The 16,474-nt window shown below is 58.0% G+C and carries 20 protein-coding genes; 11 read left to right on the top strand and 9 right to left on the bottom strand.

What is annotated here, in order from left to right:
- Window positions 1-52: 52 nt before the first annotated feature.
- From FJ145_05120 to FJ145_05090, 7 genes are all read left to right on the top strand, one after another.
- The gene (locus FJ145_05120; GenBank protein ID MBM4260808.1) at window positions 53-496 is read left to right on the top strand and encodes a hypothetical protein; all 444 of its coding nucleotides are present in this window, start codon (window positions 53-55) and stop codon (window positions 494-496) included.
- A gap of 106 nt (window positions 497-602) precedes the next feature.
- A complete protein-coding gene (locus tag FJ145_05115; GenBank protein MBM4260807.1) occupies window positions 603-1,487 on the top strand; it encodes a xanthine dehydrogenase family protein subunit M in 885 nt (294 codons plus the stop codon).
- Window positions 1,474-1,935, top strand: coding sequence for a (2Fe-2S)-binding protein (locus tag FJ145_05110; GenBank protein ID MBM4260806.1), 462 nt, complete (start codon window positions 1,474-1,476; stop codon window positions 1,933-1,935). The genes FJ145_05115 and FJ145_05110 overlap by 14 nt, the downstream gene beginning before the upstream one ends.
- Before the next feature lie 32 nt (window positions 1,936-1,967).
- On the top strand, window positions 1,968-4,232 hold the full coding sequence (locus tag FJ145_05105) for a xanthine dehydrogenase family protein molybdopterin-binding subunit (protein MBM4260805.1): 2,265 nt from the start codon (window positions 1,968-1,970) through the stop codon (window positions 4,230-4,232).
- 65 nt (window positions 4,233-4,297) lie between these two features.
- On the top strand, window positions 4,298-4,675 hold the full coding sequence (locus tag FJ145_05100; GenBank protein MBM4260804.1) for a hypothetical protein: 378 nt from the start codon (window positions 4,298-4,300) through the stop codon (window positions 4,673-4,675).
- A 23-nt stretch (window positions 4,676-4,698) separates the two neighbouring features.
- Window positions 4,699-5,706, top strand: a complete 1,008-nt coding sequence (locus tag FJ145_05095) for an LLM class flavin-dependent oxidoreductase (protein MBM4260803.1) — start codon at window positions 4,699-4,701, stop codon at window positions 5,704-5,706.
- A gap of 108 nt (window positions 5,707-5,814) precedes the next feature.
- Window positions 5,815-6,012: a hypothetical protein gene (locus tag FJ145_05090; GenBank protein ID MBM4260802.1), complete on the top strand. Its 198-nt coding sequence runs from the start codon at window positions 5,815-5,817 to the stop codon at window positions 6,010-6,012.
- A 161-nt stretch (window positions 6,013-6,173) separates the two neighbouring features.
- Here FJ145_05090 and FJ145_05085 read toward each other — a convergent pair whose 3' ends face one another.
- A complete protein-coding gene (locus tag FJ145_05085; GenBank protein MBM4260801.1) occupies window positions 6,174-6,842 on the bottom strand; it encodes a PEP-CTERM sorting domain-containing protein in 669 nt (222 codons plus the stop codon).
- Between the two features lie 404 nt (window positions 6,843-7,246).
- Between FJ145_05085 and FJ145_05080 the strand changes: the two genes are divergently transcribed.
- Window positions 7,247-7,519, top strand: coding sequence for a hypothetical protein (locus FJ145_05080; GenBank protein ID MBM4260800.1), 273 nt, complete (start codon window positions 7,247-7,249; stop codon window positions 7,517-7,519).
- A 111-nt stretch (window positions 7,520-7,630) separates the two neighbouring features.
- On the opposite strand, the gene FJ145_05075 is transcribed toward FJ145_05080, so the two are convergent.
- The 5 genes from FJ145_05075 to FJ145_05055 all read right to left on the bottom strand — a co-directional run bounded on the left by FJ145_05075 (window position 7,631) and on the right by FJ145_05055 (window position 11,967).
- The gene (locus tag FJ145_05075; protein MBM4260799.1) at window positions 7,631-8,782 is read right to left on the bottom strand and encodes a hypothetical protein; all 1,152 of its coding nucleotides are present in this window, start codon (window positions 8,780-8,782) and stop codon (window positions 7,631-7,633) included.
- 30 nt (window positions 8,783-8,812) lie between these two features.
- Window positions 8,813-9,817, bottom strand: coding sequence for an ABC transporter substrate-binding protein (locus tag FJ145_05070; protein ID MBM4260798.1), 1,005 nt, complete (start codon window positions 9,815-9,817; stop codon window positions 8,813-8,815).
- Between the two features lie 93 nt (window positions 9,818-9,910).
- On the bottom strand, window positions 9,911-10,912 hold the full coding sequence (locus tag FJ145_05065; protein MBM4260797.1) for an ABC transporter substrate-binding protein: 1,002 nt from the start codon (window positions 10,910-10,912) through the stop codon (window positions 9,911-9,913).
- 287 nt (window positions 10,913-11,199) lie between these two features.
- A complete protein-coding gene (locus FJ145_05060) occupies window positions 11,200-11,538 on the bottom strand; it encodes a hypothetical protein (protein MBM4260796.1) in 339 nt (112 codons plus the stop codon).
- Window positions 11,539-11,559: 21 nt separating this feature from the next.
- A complete protein-coding gene (locus FJ145_05055; protein MBM4260795.1) occupies window positions 11,560-11,967 on the bottom strand; it encodes a hypothetical protein in 408 nt (135 codons plus the stop codon).
- Window positions 11,968-12,564: 597 nt separating this feature from the next.
- Here FJ145_05055 and FJ145_05050 point away from each other — a divergent pair.
- From FJ145_05050 to FJ145_05040, 3 genes are read left to right on the top strand one after another with little or no spacing between them, the layout of a single operon-like run.
- Window positions 12,565-13,035 (top strand): TIGR02584 family CRISPR-associated protein, encoded by a 471-nt coding sequence (locus FJ145_05050; protein MBM4260794.1) that lies wholly within the window; start codon window positions 12,565-12,567, stop codon window positions 13,033-13,035.
- Window positions 13,036-13,062: 27 nt separating this feature from the next.
- Entirely contained in the window at window positions 13,063-13,377 is a 315-nt protein-coding gene (locus FJ145_05045; GenBank protein ID MBM4260793.1) for a hypothetical protein, read from the top strand.
- Between the two features lie 23 nt (window positions 13,378-13,400).
- Window positions 13,401-14,057, top strand: a complete 657-nt coding sequence (locus tag FJ145_05040) for a CRISPR system precrRNA processing endoribonuclease RAMP protein Cas6 (protein ID MBM4260792.1) — start codon at window positions 13,401-13,403, stop codon at window positions 14,055-14,057.
- Window positions 14,058-14,128: 71 nt separating this feature from the next.
- Here the strand turns inward: FJ145_05040 and FJ145_05035 are convergent, their stop codons facing one another.
- The 3 genes from FJ145_05035 to FJ145_05025 form a co-directional block, all read right to left on the bottom strand.
- Window positions 14,129-14,545: a PIN domain-containing protein gene (locus FJ145_05035; GenBank protein ID MBM4260791.1), complete on the bottom strand. Its 417-nt coding sequence runs from the start codon at window positions 14,543-14,545 to the stop codon at window positions 14,129-14,131.
- Window positions 14,545-14,841 carry a ribbon-helix-helix protein, CopG family gene (locus FJ145_05030; protein ID MBM4260790.1) on the bottom strand — a complete coding sequence of 99 codons (297 nt, stop codon included), beginning with the start codon at window positions 14,839-14,841 and terminating at the stop codon, window positions 14,545-14,547. Before FJ145_05030 ends, FJ145_05035 begins: the two co-directional genes overlap by 1 nt.
- A gap of 323 nt (window positions 14,842-15,164) precedes the next feature.
- A complete protein-coding gene (locus FJ145_05025) occupies window positions 15,165-16,292 on the bottom strand; it encodes an extracellular solute-binding protein (protein ID MBM4260789.1) in 1,128 nt (375 codons plus the stop codon).
- Window positions 16,293-16,474 lie beyond the last annotated feature (182 nt).

The following is a 16,474-nucleotide window of genomic DNA, read 5'->3' as shown; positions in this document are numbered from 1 at the left end:
TCTCTTACCTTCGTGCTCTTCGTGACTTCGTGGTGAGGAGGATTAGAAGCGGATGAAGTTTCAGGGCAACTTGTTGATCAACCGGCCGGTGGAAAAAGTCTGGGAGTTTCTTTGGGACATCGAAAAACTCTCTCGCTGCATCCCGGGGTGCGAAAGCGTCAAGACCATCAAAGAACGCGAGAAGTATGAACTGAAGGTGAAAGACAGCGTCGGGCCGATCACCGTTCATTTGGATTTGTTGGCTGATGTAAAGAAGCTCGAGCCGCTAAAGTGTATCGAGATCGCCATGGAAGGGAAGGATTTCAAAGCCGGCGGCGTGCGCCAGACGATGGCCCTGGCGCTGACGGCGAAAGGCAATGACACGGAGATTGGTTTTGAGACCGACGTGAACGTCTTTGGTCGTCTCGGCACGCTCGGCTATCCGTTTGTCAAAAAGAAGGCGGAGACAGTGATCAAAGAGTTCGGCGACAAAATTAAAAGTGCGATTGAAGGATGAAGAGAGTAGGAATTTCACCATTAGGTGACACGAAGAGCACGAAGTTCGGAAAAAGATTCTGTCTTTGTGGTGAAATAAGGTGCTAGCACATTAGGAGTCTTGACGCATGGAAAGAAAACTGTTTCGACCCCGTTCCATGGATGAAGCGCTGAGCCAGCGCGCGCAGTATGGCAAAGACGCGCTGCCGATTACCGGCGGGCAATCGTTGCTGGTTATGCTGCGCAACAAGTTGATCGATCCGCAGATTCTGCTCGACCTGGAGCCGTTGGGCGAGCTGCGCGGCTTGCACCGGCAGGGACAGGGCGCTTCGGTCGGCGCCATGACGACTTTTTTTGAATTGATCTCGTCGCCTGAGGTGCGGCGCGCGATTCCTTTGTTGGGCCAAGCGGCCGCGAAGGTCGGCTCCACGGCGATCCGCAACCTCGGCACCATTGGCGGCAATCTTTGTCACAATGAGCCGGGCGCCGATCTGCCGCCGGCGCTGTTGGCGCTCAACGCCTCAGTTGAGTTGCGGAGCAGCAAGGCGACGAGAAAAGTGCCGCTGGCGGATTTCTTTCGCGGTTTTTTTGAGACCGCAGTGGCGCCGGCAGAAATTCTTTCGCGGGTGGAGATTCCGGCCGTGCCACAGGGGGCGCGGGTTGCCTACCTCAAGCACGCCATCAGCCCGGAGGATCTCGCCATCGCCGGCGTCGCGGCACTAATCGTGCCGGGAGAAAATGACGGCGCGCCGGCGCGCGACGTGCGGCTTGGTTTGGGCGGCGTGGCGCCGGTGCCGTTTCGCGCCTCTAAGGCAGAGGCTGCATTGAACGGCAAAGTATTAAACGACGAGACGATCCGTGCCGCGGCGGAGATCGCCGCCGGCGAAGCCGACCCGATGAGCGATCCACATGCCTCGGCCGACTATCGGCGCAAGATGGTCAAAGTGTTGGTGCGCCGCGCGATCGCTGCAGCGATGGAAGGGGCGGAAAGGAACGGTCATGGCAAAGCTTAGATTGGACGTGAACGGCGAGACCCAGGAAGTCGAAGTGGCAGAGACCGCACTGTTGCTCGATGCGCTCCGCGAAGGGCTCGGCATGACCGGCACCAAGCGCGGCTGCGAGACCAGTCACTGCGGCGCCTGCACGGTGTTGCTTGACGGAGTGGCGGTGCACAGCTGCGTCGTGCTGGCGGCGCGCTGCGAAGGCAAGGCGATCAGCACTGTCGAGGGACTTGCCCAGGATGGCGAGTTGAACAATTTGCAGCGTCTGTTTCTCAAACATGGCGCGCTCCAGTGCGGCTATTGCACGCCCGGCATGTTGATGGCGGCGACGGCGCTCTTGCGGCGCAATCCGAAACCGACGTTGGACGAAGTGAAAAAAGGTCTCGACGGCAACTTGTGCCGCTGCACGGGGTACACGGGGATCTTCGAAGCAATTCAGGCGTGCGCGGCGGAAAGGTAGGGCGGTTGAAAACTCAGCACTCGAGAAATTCGATGGCAAATCCAAAAGCAAAACAGCCGCATTATTCCTACGTTGGCAAACCGGCGCCCAAAATCGAGGGCAAGAAAAAAGTTACCGGACAGGCGCTTTACACGGCCGACCATGTGCTGCCGGGCACGGTGTGGGGAAAAGTTTTGCGCAGTGCTTATCCTCACGCGCGGATCACGCGCTTGAATACGGATCGCGCAAAGGCCCATGCCGGAGTATTGGCAGTTCTCACCGCAGCGGACATTCCTGATGTCCTAACCGGCCGCCGTCTGCGTGACATGCCGATGCTCGCCAACGATCGCGTGCGCTTCATCGGCGAGAAAGTTGCCGTGGTCGCCGCCGCGGAACGTGATGTTGCCGAAGAGGCGGCGCAGATGATCGAGGTGGAATACGAGCCGTTGACGCCCGTGTTCGATCCGCTGGCGGCGATTGCCGAAGGCGCGCCGGAGCTGCACGAGGGCTTGGCGGAATACCAAGGCTTGCCCAATATCGGCACGCCGCCGAATAATAGTTATTCGCACGAAGAGTGGACGCTGGGCGATGTTGATCAAGGCTTTCGCGAAGCGGACAAAATTTTCGAGGATCGCTTCGCCACCCAGCATGTGCACCAGACTTACTTGGAACCGCATTCGAGCGTCGTTTCTATCGACCGCAGCACGGGGACCATTCACGTCTGGGTAAGCAACAAGGTTCCCTACAACACAAAAAATAGTCTTGCCGATGCCATCGGCGTGCCCGCCGAAAGGATTACGATCCATGTTTCCACCATCGGCGGCGACTTCGGTGGCAAGGGTGCGTTGATGGATTTGCCGCTCTGCTATTTCCTGGCGCGGCGACTTGAGCGGCCGGTGCGCATGGTCATGAGTTACACGGAGGAGCTGACGGCGGCGAACCCGCGCCACGCGGCGCAAATCGTCATCAAGACCGGTCTCAAGAAAGATGGCCGTATCACGGCGCGGCAAATCAAAGCTTATTGGGACGGCGGCGCCTATGGCGCCATGAAACCGATTCCAACCGTCAACTTGCCCGGCGCGGTGAAAGCCGCTGGCGCCTATGCGATTGCCAACGTCCGAATCGATTCCTACGCGATCTACACTAACAGCGTGCCCTGCGGCCATTTTCGTTCGCCGGGGTTGGTGCAGTTGGCCTTCGCCAGCGAGTCGCAAATCGACATGATCGCCGCGGCGATGAAAATCGATCCGCTCGAGCTGCGAATGCGCAACGCATTGACCGACGGATTCCCGACGCCAGACGTTAAAGGCATGGTCGACGTGAAATGCAAGGAAGTATTGGAAACCACTGCCAAGGCGACCCATTGGAAAAAGAAAAATTTGCCGGCGCATGTCGGGCGCGGCATGGCGCTTTCGTATCGTCATGTGGGATTGGGTGACGCCAACGCACGCATGCGGCTGAACCCCGAAGGCAAAATTTCGATCTTGACCACCTATCCCGACACCGGCACCGGTGCGCACACGATTCTATGTCAGATGGTCGCCGAAACCCTTGACGTGCCGCTGAATCAAGTCGGGCTCGAAGTCGGCACCACCGATGCCTTTCGCTCGGAGTCGGGCACCGGTGCGAGCCGCGTGACTTTTGTCCTTGGCCAGGCCGTGTTGAAAGCGACCGCACAGTTGAAGTCGCTGATCTGTGATCGGGCGGCGGAAATGCTCGGCGTGAGCAAGGATAAGATTTCGCTAAAAAATGGTCGGTTGAGCGGCGATCGAGCGGGCGGTCGCTCACTTACGCTGGCCGAGCTCGCCAAGGCTGCCGCCGCGAAAAATCTCAATCTTGAAACCGAGAGCTACCACGCCGAGCACGAGACTCCGCCTGAAGGTGCTTTTGCGGCCTGCGTGGCTGAGGTTGGTGTCGATGTGAATACCGGTCAGGTGACCCTGCGCAGGTTGGATACGATCCATGACGTGGCGACGATTCTCAATCCGGTGGGCCATCAGGGACAGATCGACGGCGGCATCATGCAGGGCGTGGGTTACGGCCTGATGGAAGAGTTGGCGATGGAAGAGGGGCGCGTGACGACGACGAATTTGGGCGAGTACAAGGTTCCCAACATTCGCGATATACCGGCACTCAAGACGACGTTGGTGCATAGCCACGAGGGCGCGTCGCCGTTTCACAGCAAAGAGATCGGCGAGAGCGCGATCTCCCAGGTGGCGCCGGCCATCGCCAACGCGATCTATGATGCGGTCGGAGTGCGCATCACCGAGCTGCCGATTACGGCGGAGAAGGTTTATCGGCTCTTGAGGCAGAAATAGCTGTTGGGTTTTGGGCATTAGGTATTAGGTTTGGGGTTTCGGTAAGCGGATTCATGAGGTGATGCATGATTTTTAACGGCATCTCGGAGCTGTTCCCCAGCTTGCGCTTCGGCCTGATCGAAAGCGGTGCCCAGTGGGTGCCCTACGCGTTGCACGATCTGGTCAGGCGGATCGAGCGGCAAAGGGGCAATCCCAAAGCCGCGCTCACGCGGAATTTCTTGGCCGACTACCGATTTTTCGTCACTTGCCAGACTGATGACGACCTCGCCTACGTTCTTCAATACGCTGGCGACGACAATCTGGTGATCGGCACCGACTACGGCCACTCCGATGTCTCGGCGGAAATCGATGCGCTAAGAAAACTCCGGCAACTGCCGGGCGTCTGCGACGCGGTGGCGGACAAGATTCTTAACGAGAACGCAAAAAGACTTTACGGCTTGTAAGCATATTCATCGCAGCGATTTCTATGGCTGGCTGGCAAAATTTTGGCGTTGGCACCGACGGCGCGACTTCCATGCGCGAGAGCGTCGCGCTGGCGCAGCATGCCGAAGCGTTGGGGTTACACAGCTTCTGGCTTGCCGAAGGATATCACTCACGCAGCGCCGTCGTGCGCGCGACGGCGATCGCAGCGGCGACGGAGCAAATCAAAATCGGTCTTGGGATTTTGAGCGTGCACACCAAACACCCAGCGTTGCTGGCGATGGAAGCGGCGTCGCTCGATGAAATCGCGCGCGATCGGGTGATACTTGGCATTGGCCGCGTACTAAACGCCGTGCGCAAGCATGCGATCGATAGCAGCGGAACGATTGCGCTGGTCAAAGAATCCAGCGAAATCATCAAGGGCATTTTGAGCGGCCAGTCTTTCCAGTACGACGGCGCGCGATTCAAAATTGCCACACCCGGCAGCCGCCTCGACATGGAGCGCTGCGGCGGCATTCCGATTTATTTGGGAGCCACCGGGCCGGCCGCGCTCCGCCTAGCGGGACAATATGCCGATGGGATTTTGTTTAACTACCCCTGCACGCCACCGTTTGTGCGCTATGCGATGCCGCTGATCGAAGAAGGCTTGGCGCGCTCAGGGAGGACGTTGGATCAATTCGAGGTCGCGGCATATCTATTGATCTCCGTCGACGAGAGCGAACGCAAGGCCCTCGATGCTGCCAAACGCTTTGTCGCGCAAAAATTGCCGACGCGCCATTCCGACATGCTGCGCCACGCCGGTGTGACGGCGTCTGAAATCGGCACAGTCCGCGATCATGTCGAAAAACTCGGTCTGGCACAAGCGGCGGCGCGGATCGACGACGACGTGGTGCGCAAAGTCACCATCGCCGGCACGCCTGAGCAAGTCGCGCGCGGACTCAAAGAATTTCTCGGCACCGGTCTCAAGCTGCCCATCGCTTGGGAAGTCATCGGTCCCGATCGCGGTCGTTCCCTCGATCTGCTGGCGCGTGAGGTCGCGCCCACACTGCGGTAGATCAATAGATGGCGCCAGTCGACCACTCACGCGTCGGCGAGTTTTATCGCACCGTGAATCACAACCTGACCTCGGCCTAGTGAAAAATTTCCACAAGCGAGTGACTATATGAAAAACAGTTCATCAACAGGCAAGTCCGCCAACGGCAAGAAGACCGACAAGGTATTGGCACACTACTGGCATCCGGTGGCTTGGTCGCGCGATCTCGCCGACAAGCCGCTGGCAGTGAAGCTGCTTGACCGCAACGTTGTACTCTGGCGTACGGAACACGGCGTCGCAGGGGAACTGCTTTGGGGACGTCATTGACTAAGTTGACTAAGTCATTTCATGTTTCGATCAGCCGTGGCTTAGAGAGTTTGTCAACTTAGTCAATTACGTCCCTCGGATTGCGCCCGAGCGCAAGACCAGCCTTGCCTGCTTCGGCAATCGGCATGAGGCGGCGGAGGAAAGCGCCGCGGCCGCTTAGGTCAAGCGCGGCGGCGGACTAGCGCTGCCGCGAGCCATCCTGCTCCGATCAGGAGCAGCAGCGTCGAGGGCTCCGGCACCTCGAGGACGGTGAGGGTGGCGCTGAGCAGTCGACCGCCGACCGCGGTTTGCTCACCGGCCAATGCAATGGGCGAGAACGCCAGGCTCCATGAGCGCTCCGTGAACACGGACAGGTCCGGAAGCGTCAGCGGAAGCAGTTTGTCGCTCAGGGCCACCTGGGTCGAGTCCGCCAAGGTGATGTCGAACAGGAATGGATCATGGGTCAGTATGCTCGCCGCCATAATGCCGCCATTGAGCCATCGGATCTGATCGTTCAGCGTCGGGTCGTCGTCGGCAATTTGGATGTTGCCCGCGGCCGAGGTGCCGAGATAGCTGCCGATCTGGAAGTTTCCACCAGTCAGCGCGGACGGGTAGGTCAAGCGGGTCAAGATGAGCGATGGGGTCGGCGCCGCGGCCGAGTCATAGGTGAAAATGGCCGACATCGTCTGCCCGAGGCTGAATTCGCTGGCGATTTGAGTCGACACACTGGTGACCACCCCGGTCACGTTCAGCTCGATCGGTGCGGCATGCGCCGGCAGACAGACCGAGCTCCCCCACAAGAGCGCGGCGCCGAGCAGAGCGCGGGTCAACCGGCCATGAGCTCGCTTCATAACTCGGTCCTCCGTCCAATTGCCCTACGCGGGATCGATTGCGCCGTGTGCTCGCGGCGACGGTTTCTCAATCCGAGGGCTCGCCATTGGGATACCCAGAGTATCACCATCTATGTATAGGAAATTCAAACCACCCTTTTTTCTGACTGGAGCTATATCGCTGGATCGGTGAGCGTGTCAATCCTCGGAGCGGTTAGTGAAATTTGTGCTTTTGCCGGGGTCGGCTTTGGCGCCGCAGCGGTCGGAGTCGCGCGAAATGTTCCTTTTCGCGCGACTCGCTCGTACTCAGAGTGAGCCCGTCCGTTGGCTCGCATTGGCAACCGGTTTTCGACTTGTCAGGTCGTTTGAAATAAATCGAATCGCTGCGCCGGAGAGCGCGGCGGGGCTCGGGTGGACAGGCCTAGATGGCTGAGGATCTTGTCAATCATTGGCGGATCTTCGATGGCAGCCCTTCGACGAGGCTCAGGACAGGCGATGATCTTCAAGCTGCCGCCGCAGTTGGGGCAGTGCTCGATGTTAAGGTCGAAGACCCGAAACTTTTTGCGCGGCCAAACACCGATGTAAGGGTCAAAATGGATTTCGAGCCAACTTACACCACCGAGCAAGAGCAGTTCCTGGACATGGTTCGGCATTTTCTCGAGGAGCATGTTCCACAGCAACTCCGCCACCGGCGGTAAGGCGCGAGAGAAAGCGGCGGAACTCGTTTAGCGGGGGAGCCGGATGGCAAAGACCTCGGCCGCGCAAGGTGGAAGTCCAGATAATCGAAGGGCGTTTTTTTGCGGCCAGTCTTAACTGACGCCGTAGAGCTTGGCGCAGTTGTCCCACAAGATTTTCTTGCGCGACGCGCTCGGCATCTCCACGCCCATGAAATGGTTCACCGCGTCGGGCCAGTGCGAGTCGGCGTGCGGATAGTCGGTCGAGATGACCACGTTGTCGTCGCCGATACGCTTGAGCACATCGTCCACCAAGTTTTCTTCAACGTCTACCGAGATGTAGCACTGGCGCAGGAAATAGTCGCTTGGCTTCATGCTCATCGACTCGTTGCAATAGTCTTTGCGCATCTCCCAGCGCTCGTCTAGTCGGTACAACGCCCAGGGCAGCCAGCTACAGTTGCCTTCGAGAAAGGCCACGCGCAACTTTGGGAAGCGCTCCAACACGCCGCCAGCGCAGAAGCTGCCGACGGCCAGCATCAGCTCGATGGGGTTGCGAAAGGCATTGATCAGCACCGCCTCGTTGCTGTGGCCCTTGAAGCGATGCACGACCTGATCGGTGTTGGGGTTGGCCGCGGGATGAAAGCAGATCGGCACGCCGAGTTTCTCGGCTTCGCGCCACACCGGGTCATAATAACGATCATGAATATGCTTGCCGTTGGCCGGCTCGGGCACCAGGCATAGTCCAATGGCGCCCAACTCGGTGATCGCCCGCCGCGTCTCGTCGACGGCGAGATCGACGTCGTGCAGCGTAATCAACGCCGACGGGCGCAGCCGCTTTGGATCGACACTGCAGAAATCCGCCATCCAATTGTTCCACGCCCGGCACAAGTCATTGGCGTACTCCGGCTCCAAGCTATCGTCGCAGTGCAGTGGGAAGGTGCGGAACAACACGGCGATGTCGAGACCTTCGACATCCATCGCTTCTACCTGTGACACCGCGTCGTAGTCGCGTGCCAACGGCATGGCGTAGCGATGGGCGACTTCCGCTTCACCGGGCGCCGCCTCCTCGGCGTTTTTCTGCGGCGAAGTCGCGGTCAGCGCTTGGGTTCCTGAAGGCCGCAGCGGTTTGCCGTTGGCGAGCGAAAACCTAATTTGGCCATGACGTTGGCACGGCTCGCCGCGCGGAATGCGGTCGCCCCATTTGGCATCCATGTATTTGAGATACAAATCATGCGGCTCGAACACATGCATGTCGCTGTCGAGAATTTTATATCCGTCCCGTGCCATGACTATTCTCTCCTGAGTTTTTCAATTGCGCTAGCGATAAAGCGAATCCGTATAACCACCCTCATCGAGTTCACGAATAAAGCGCATATCGACGAATTCTTCCGGCTTGGCGCGTTTTGCCTTGGGCTCGCTGTCGGCGAGATAATCGAGAATGTACTTGATGCCGTCCAGGGTTGCGTACTGTTTACGCGGCATGACGTTCTCGGCGAATGACGCGTCGTAGGTGCTCGCCACCACGTCGCGGTCTTGCAGCCCTTTGAAGTGCTTGGTCATGACTTTCATCCCGGTTTCGCGGTCGGTTTTGATCCGATGGACCGCCTCGACGTATGACCTAACGAAGCGGCGCACTGTATCGGGATGTTCGCGAATGTATTTGCGCGTCGTGATGGCGCCGGTGTGGGGCCAAGGAATGTTAAGCGACGTGATGTCGAGCATCACGTTCAAGCCTTTTTTTTGCGCCATGATACTGGCCGGCGGGTTGAGCGGCGTGGCAACGACGCGGCCCGATTCCAAGGCTCCGAGGCGCACCGGGTTGTTGCCCACCGGCAAGAGCGTCACGTCCTTGCCCGCCACCATGCCCAACTTCCTGAGCGCGAAGCGCGCGGCAAAATCGGTGGTGGTCCCGAACGAACCGATGGCGATGGCGCCGCCGCGTAGTTGCTCCGGCGACCTGGTCTCGGGACGGGTCATGAGCCAGTAATTGATCGTCGTCGTACCGCCGGTGATCATCGCTAGATCCGATCCGTTGAGATTGCTGTTTACCAGCGGCATGCCCGAGCCATGGGAGATCGGACACTCTCCTGAAAGAATCACCGACAACGAGCGCGGCCCGCCGCCGCCTAGAAACACCGGCGTAGCATCGAGGCCGTTTTTCTTGAAGATGCCCAGCTCATAGGCCAACCAGATCGGTAATCCCTCGGCGCTGATCGCGGTCTGACCAATCAGGAGTTTCTGCGCGCCGGCCACGCTTACGCCAAAAACGAGAAGATAAACCAACAAGCCACAACACCAACGGGTCACGCGTTGCATGGTCATCACCTCCGGTCGGATTCACTACAAGCCCCCCCGCCGCATGGCGCGGGGACCGATATTACTGAAGTTCTCTAGGGAAGCACTCCGGTTGCGCCTTCAGAACAAGCTTTTCAAAAACCCACTGTCATCCAACTCTTTGACAAAGCTCGCGTCGAGAAACGCTTTGGGGTCGAAATTTTTCGCCTTCGGATCACGCGTCTCCGCGACGAAATCGAAAATCGCTTTGAAGCCGTCTACTAAAGGATACGGCGACTTGAGAAACGCCCGGCCGACCGTGACATCATAGGCCTCTTCCAATAGTTCCTGATCGGTGGTGCGGGTGTAATGACTGATTATCTTCAAAGTTTGCTCGCGGTTTTTGAGCGCGACGCTGATGCCTTCGATCCACCCTTTCATAAAGCGCCGCAGAATTTCGCGGTTTTCTTTTCCGTTCAGATATTCGCGTGTCGTGGCGACGCCATTGAACGGAAAAGCGCCGCCGATCTTGGTCATGTCGACCAGTTCAGGAAACCCTTGCTTACGCGCGATCGCTGTGAGGGGCGCCGTAAGGAGCCCAGCTTGAGCCGTGCCCAGCTTGAGGGCGGTCAAACTGTTCGGCATGTCGTTGGTCTGCACGACCGAATAATCTTTGCCGGCGACAAACCCTTTGGTCTTCATCGCGTAGCGCGCGAAAAAGTCGGTGATGGCGCCGAAGCGGGTGACGGCAATTTTTTGCCCGCGCAAATCTTCGAGCTTGGTAATCGACGGCAAGCTGTGGATTGACGCGACCATGGTGCCAATGACCGAGGCGAGATAGACAATGTCAGCGCCGGCCAGCCGCGCGTCCACCACTGCCGTGCCGCCAATCTGCGCGATAGAAATTTCCTTCGCCAACATCGCTTGCACGATGAGCGAACTGCCAGCCAGCCGCTTGGGCGTGACGTCGAGGCCGTACTTCTCAAAGAGCCCCAAATTCTTGGCCACCCAAAGCGCGGTTTCTGGGCCCGCTTCAGAAGAATAAGCAACATTGATCGCCGGCCGGGCAGACTGCGCCAACGCGGCACTGGTTGACGTAACCAGAAAGGCGGTTATCGAGAAAAACATTGCGCAACGTTTCACGGGTTCACCCTCCTGAGCTTTCGCGTTGTTCGTCAGATACTAGACGGGCAAACTATCGCGCAGTCGAACTTAATCTGTCAAGCATGGCGAATCATGACATAGTGCAATAACTTTGAGGGTAGCGCTCGGGCAAGGCCGCGAAAGGTTGCTGTGGTCGCCGCTCGGTCGAGCTCTGGGCAAGCAATACCGTGGGCATGCGTTGGCAAGCTGTTCTGACTGCTCAGATGGTCTGGAAAAGATCGACTCGACGAGCCGGCGCGCGCGGCGTTTCAGCAGCCGCGCCTAGCTCACGCGCGCCGGTGCGCCCTGCGTCTGAGCGTCCTCGCTTGAGATCTCGGTGGGGCGCTCCGCCGGAGCGGGAACAGTTTGACGGCGCAACTTGGCGTTGGGCGCCAGCACGCCGTGGAAGCCGCCTGCCCTGAGTCTATCGAAGGGATCAGATGGAGCCGCGGGCGCGGCACCAGCGCGGCTAATCTCTCCATGAACTCCAGCGGTTCCATAACGACATGGGTGGTGCCGTCTTTATACGGACTCTTCAATTGCAGCACGACCTGCCCGGCGCGGTTACGCTTGAGCCGTTCGTTGGCGATGGCCGGCCGGGTGATGTAGCGGCACAGCTGCTCCAATTCTTTACGCTGATCGGCGCGCTAGCGCACCGCCGCGTGCAGGCTAAAGCCATGTGCGTTGGCCCGCAGCTCTGGGATGGACGACCTGGCTTGGCTCGGCAGGCTTTGCAAGCTCACCACTTTCTGACCAGCCCGCGGCCCCAGCGCGATCCGATAAGTGCACGAGGCGACTTGCAGAGCCTTGAGCGCTCCGTCGGTCTCTGTTTCGGGAAGGTAGGTCTGGTCCGGTTCTTCGATGAGAGCCCCTAGGCGCGTCAATAGGCGCATGACGCGCTGGATAATTTTGGCGAGTAGAACTTCAAGCTCGTCCACTGTGGAAGGCGCCGCCTCGTGGAAGACTGCCGCGCCGTTACGGTTTAGGTAGACGCCGTCGAGCACCAGGCAGTGCAGGTGAATATTCAAATTGGCCGCCGAGCCGAAGCGCTGGATAAGCGTGACTCTGCCGGTGTCGGCTCGAAAAAGATCAACACAAGAACTTGAGCCTCAAGCAAATTGTGATCGCCATCAATCGCCTTGCGGCCGCCGACATACCTATCGAAAACCAAGTTCACATTCTTGCCCGTTGGCGATAACGTTTTTCGTCGGGAGCCGACCAGCGCCGGTGGCCGACGGCAAAACTCTACCGAGAGTTGGGTCTGTACGCCATCCCGATCCAACCGTCGTATCGGCAAGCTCGCATGCCTTAGATGAAGATGATCGGAAAGCCGTATGCGGGAGAACTGCAAGTACGGTTTGATGAGGGGGAACAGGACTGTGTTACACGGCGACTGCTATACGGGCACGCAATTGGAAACGACGGATACGGCCAAGCAGGCCACCTAAATAGTACTGCGCCTGTTCTCTACTCTACCTTTGGATTCCCCGCTCGTTCTCACGCGCCCCCCGTCAGGTTTCCCAGTTGACATTTCCTCAAGCGCGGATATACAACGGGCTTTTATTTTCAGATGAGGATTATCTTGCGCCTTTACCGCGAAGTTCGCGGCACACTCGCCGCGTGATGGTTCCCCGCAAGATCGGTTCACCGGTATGCGAGATTTGCTCATTGCGTTGTGCGGACTGACCCCACAGGTGATTACAGAAACGCTTTGGGCGTTGGCGCACCAACGGCCGGCAGTTGTACCCCATGAGGTGAAGGTCGTCACGACCGACTCAGGAAAGGCGGCGTGCGAACGGCTTCTGTTTGGAAAAAAGGGAAAACTCGCTTCCTATCTGCGCGAATACGCGCCCTCGCGGAAGATCCGCTGCGGCCCTGCCACCGTCATTACGCTGAAAGGGGCCGATGAGCGCCCGCTCCACGATCTCCGCACCCAGCGGGATAACCTGGCCGTTGCCGATCATCTCGCCGCGATCATTCGAGGGCTGACGGCACTGCCAAACACAAGGCTCCACTGCTCGGTCGCCGGTGGCCGGAAAACCATGGGTGTGTTGCTGGCGACCATCCTTCAAGTCTATGGCAGACCCGACGACCGACTGTATCACGTGTTGGTCTCACCCTAATTCGAATCTCATCCCGATTTCTTTTTCATCCCGAAGCGGCCGTGCCTACTTCCTGTAGGGACGGGGAAACGCCTCGACACCAGTGAAGCTCGCATCGAGCTCGCAGAGATTCCTTATGTGCGTTTGCGCGCCTATCTTCCCGACAATCTGCTCGAGCAAGTTCTGCCATTTACAGAGTTGGTAACGCTGGCGCAGAAGCATTTGCGGGCGTTGGAATCGTTGCCACCGGTAAAGATTGACAATGCGGCTCACCGCCTTTTTGTCGGTGAAACTGCCGTCAAGCTGAGTCGGGCGCAGGCGTTGCTCTACACTGCTCTTGCGCGCCCCCAGGCGGCATCGTAGCGGCTGCGGGACAGCCGCTTGTTGTGGGCATGACACTTTTCGGAAAAGCGATCAGATCGCTGGCCCATTTTGTTTTTGCGCTGGAACAGCTCGGGCAGCGCGGGCTCGGCGCGCGGCGGATAGCCTGTGAATTGGGTTCTGTTGATGGTTGGATAGACGGGCGGCAGTGGACTCTTTATGGCCCGGAGGATCGCACCCCGCGCTCGGCCGATGCTTTCGAGAACATGCTCGCGTTGCCGCTTCGCCCCTGCACGGCGTCTTCTCAGCCATCTGCGACTGAGCGAGTCTCTATCGAATTTTTGACGCCGCTACGCGTGCGTCATAACGCCCGGCTCGCCAACGAATTGCCGTTTCATGTTTTGTTTCGAAGCCTGCTGCGGCGGCTGGCTCACCTGTCCTATTTTCACTGCGGCGGCGATCCATCGGCTTTGGCTTTTAGAGAATGGATCGATCTCGCGCTGGCTATTAAGACCGTGAAGCACGATCTAAGATGGTTCGATTGGGAACGCTACTCAAACCGCCAGCAAACCACAATGTCCATGGGCGGCCTGATCGGCCACGTGACATTCGAGGGCAACCTCGCGGCGTTCTTACCCTTCCTTAAGGCCGGGGAAATTATTCACGCAGGAAAAGGTACCAGTTTCGGACTCGGCCGTTTTCGGCTGATGCATGGCGATTGAGAAGCCTTGCGGGTCAGGGAACCAGAACTGTAGAAGATTCGAGGGTCAGGTCTTTACTTTCTAGTGCTCGTTCAGGGTAGCAGTGCAAATTGCTTACAATGGCGGGGCCGCACAATTGAGAAATCACGTCGATCTGTGGTCAGGATGCGTTGCACATTCAGGCGTTCGGCAATTGCCATCACCGTGGCGTCGACAAAGCCAAGGCGAGCGCTTTCATAGCGTCGAAGTAGGTCTAAGGCTCGCCGATAGTCTGCATGGGTTAATCCCTCAACCGCAAACTCACCCTTCACCACCGATTGGACCAATTGTTGCTCGGCGGCCGTCCCTAAATGCGTTAGCAGAAGATACGCCGCTTCCGGCAAGACGCTTGCCGGAACCACGAGATCGTCGCGATTGGTTTCGAGAAAACGTACGGTGCGGTGATGCCAATCGTCGTCGCGGTCGGCCATGGCGTAGAGGGGGCCGGTGTCTACAACGATGCTGGGCATCAGCGGCCGAATCCCCTAGCCAACAATTTCTCGTTCTTCTCTGCCACGTCTTTCCGGCCGCTCCGGCCAATTCCAATCAAGGACAGGCGCGATTTCTTGCGTCCCCGCCGGGAAACAAAATCGTTCAATGCTTTGCGGGTGATTTCCGAAACCGTGCAATTCTCCCGCTTGGCCATTTCTTGAAGTTTTTTCATCACCTCATCATCCGCGAATACGGTGGTGCGCTTCATCGGCAATGATCCTCCTTGCTGTATGTATGCTACCATACATATGCTTGCGCTGCCACTGATGAGCATACCGGGTCCATCGAACTAATCCTGATGAAAATTCGAAAGGGGTCGCCCGCATAGCTCGATAACTCCAACAGCTAAGTCACCTACGGCGGTGAGAAAAACAGAGGCGATGCCGAGTACTGGAATTGAACGCTGAGGCAGAAAGCTTTCTCCTCTCCGCTGGACCTACCAAGTTCAGAAGGAGAGGAGAAAAAAGATGAGAGAATGGCAGAGCCAAGCTCACGTAAAGTGGTACTGCCGGTACCATTTGTGCACCTCAAATTGCATGCAGGTCGATTTCTGCGAAAAAGCCGGATACAGCGTCATGATGGGTTATAGAGCAAGGTTCACTTCTTTTCCGCTTTTAGAATCTCATTCAGCAGTTTGCGCACCGGTTCTATATCGCTCCACTCGGGACGGCTGTCGAGGTCCATATATTTTTCGCCCGATTTGCGCCGGACATCGGACGGGACATCGTCTTTGGAAATATCATTCCTGCGCGATTCGGCAGGTTGGACCTTAGCCAGAACTCGTTGCAATTCGAGCTGGCCTTCGCGCGAGAGAAACCAGTTTAGGAATACTTTCGCCGCATTGGGGTGTGGGGCATTTTTCAGGACGGTGGTATTCCCGGCCTGAGAGAGTAGCGCTGTGCCTTCCTTCCAATCAATTTCTGGCGAGGCGATCGGCAAGCCCTGCCTCTGGCCGATATCGACGTCTTCGCTGCAGAACAAACAGATCGCAAACTTGCCTTGGGCAAGCCAGTCGGTGGCTTGGCGGGAGTAACGGGTCGTCGTAATGTCGGTTTCGCCAAACAGGCGCTTGAGAAACGTCGGCCCCAGTTGCGGGTTGTGGTACCAGAAGAGCACGTTGCCACTTCCCGGGCCAGGGGTGCGGATGTCGCGGGCGACGATTTTTCCTTTCCATTTTGGGTTGAGCAAATCCCAAAAAGACTTAAATTCTCTGCGCGGCTCCTTGATCAGATTTGTGTTCAGGCCGACTTGCTGCTCGGCGACGCTCAGGTAGCGAAAAATGTGAGTATTGCCAGGGTCGGAGTAGACATGGCCCTCGTACCATTTCGATTCATCGAGGACCTCAGGGAGTATGAAGTAGGGGCGAATGGGCTCCAGCGCGTTGGCCTTCAGCAATGACTGCGCCGAGCGCACACCGAGAGTAAACACATCGGCGAGATATTTTTCGGCGCGGCGCTCGGCGATCAGTCGGTTGGTGATGTCGACTGCTTGTCCCGCGACGGAGTTGACCTTGATCTCGGGATATTTCTTTTGAAACGCCCCGAAGACGAGATCGTACCCGGCTTTGAGATAGACGGAGACCTGGCCTTCCTTCTTCGCCGCCTCAACGGTGGCTTCCCACTCGCTCTGCCAATTGGCCGCGGGAACCGCCGCCGTCGCATCACCGAGCCATGACGCGAACAGGAAAGAGCCGATTAGCAACCTAAGACGACCGGAGTTAGCCATCGCGCCTCCGCGAGCGTAAGACGATGAATCAATGGTTCATAGAATCGAAATTTGTATAGCTTTGAGCCGATTTCGGAACTTTAGAGCCGCGCAGCGGCGCTATTCCCAAGACGCCGTTTGGTGCTTCATCATGATTTCTTTGCCGGTCTTGCCCGACTCGACGATGGCCAGGCAGACCTCTA

The sequence above is a fragment of the Deltaproteobacteria bacterium genome (genome assembly GCA_016874755.1).
Lineage (GTDB): Bacteria > Desulfobacterota > Binatia > UBA9968 > UBA9968 > DP-20.
This window is presented reverse-complemented; position numbering and strand designations above follow the sequence as displayed.

What these genes read in the sequence shown, in the direction of transcription:
- FJ145_05030 (MBM4260790.1), bottom strand. Translation starts at nt 14,841, where the DNA reads ATGCTCATCAGTGGCAGCGCAAGCATATGTATGGTAGCATACATACAG.
- FJ145_05100 (MBM4260804.1), top strand. Translation starts at nt 4,298, where the DNA reads ATGATTTTTAACGGCATCTCGGAGCTGTTCCCCAGCTTGCGCTTCGGC.
- FJ145_05050 (MBM4260794.1), top strand. Translation starts at nt 12,565, where the DNA reads ATGCGAGATTTGCTCATTGCGTTGTGCGGACTGACCCCACAGGTGATT.
- FJ145_05105 (MBM4260805.1), top strand. Translation starts at nt 1,968, where the DNA reads ATGGCAAATCCAAAAGCAAAACAGCCGCATTATTCCTACGTTGGCAAA.
- FJ145_05035 (MBM4260791.1), bottom strand. Translation starts at nt 14,545, where the DNA reads ATGCCCAGCATCGTTGTAGACACCGGCCCCCTCTACGCCATGGCCGAC.
- FJ145_05115 (MBM4260807.1), top strand. Translation starts at nt 603, where the DNA reads ATGGAAAGAAAACTGTTTCGACCCCGTTCCATGGATGAAGCGCTGAGC.
- FJ145_05090 (MBM4260802.1), top strand. Translation starts at nt 5,815, where the DNA reads ATGAAAAACAGTTCATCAACAGGCAAGTCCGCCAACGGCAAGAAGACC.
- FJ145_05110 (MBM4260806.1), top strand. Translation starts at nt 1,474, where the DNA reads ATGGCAAAGCTTAGATTGGACGTGAACGGCGAGACCCAGGAAGTCGAA.
- FJ145_05080 (MBM4260800.1), top strand. Translation starts at nt 7,247, where the DNA reads ATGGCTGAGGATCTTGTCAATCATTGGCGGATCTTCGATGGCAGCCCT.
- FJ145_05070 (MBM4260798.1), bottom strand. Translation starts at nt 9,817, where the DNA reads ATGACCATGCAACGCGTGACCCGTTGGTGTTGTGGCTTGTTGGTTTAT.
- FJ145_05120 (MBM4260808.1), top strand. Translation starts at nt 53, where the DNA reads ATGAAGTTTCAGGGCAACTTGTTGATCAACCGGCCGGTGGAAAAAGTC.
- FJ145_05075 (MBM4260799.1), bottom strand. Translation starts at nt 8,782, where the DNA reads ATGGCACGGGACGGATATAAAATTCTCGACAGCGACATGCATGTGTTC.
- FJ145_05085 (MBM4260801.1), bottom strand. Translation starts at nt 6,842, where the DNA reads ATGAAGCGAGCTCATGGCCGGTTGACCCGCGCTCTGCTCGGCGCCGCG.
- FJ145_05025 (MBM4260789.1), bottom strand. Translation starts at nt 16,292, where the DNA reads ATGGCTAACTCCGGTCGTCTTAGGTTGCTAATCGGCTCTTTCCTGTTC.
- FJ145_05095 (MBM4260803.1), top strand. Translation starts at nt 4,699, where the DNA reads ATGGCTGGCTGGCAAAATTTTGGCGTTGGCACCGACGGCGCGACTTCC.